The following is a 338-nucleotide window of genomic DNA, read 5'->3' on the forward strand; positions in this document are numbered from 1 at the left end:
CGTTATCACCACGGCCATTCACCCATTACTCAGGAGTATTTACCCATGATTGGATTTGTCAGAGGCGACGACATGAAGGGGGGCGCGATCGCCCCCGTGGAAGGACAGCACAGCAACCTGGACAAAGGGTCCGTTTTCGTCACCAGTCCGAACGGCATCACCCCCGACAACCCCGGCAGTTGGGAGCATTTCCGGTTCGCTCCCGTGTTGGACCGCGCCCGGACGATCGACCCGGCCGAAGCCGACGCCCTCACCGACCTTGCCGACGAGTCGGACAAACTGACCGTCAGCACCCGCAAGGGATACCGGGCATTGGGACGACTGGACGACAACGGCCG

General features: G+C 62.1%; 1 pseudogene. It reads left to right on the forward strand.

The window, feature by feature from the left end:
- Positions 1-45: 45 nt before the first annotated feature.
- Positions 46-338, forward strand: a pseudogene (locus tag AC0QHF_RS28885) (hypothetical protein); the annotation flags it as partial.

The sequence above is a fragment of the Lyngbya sp. CCY1209 genome (assembly GCF_055795065.1).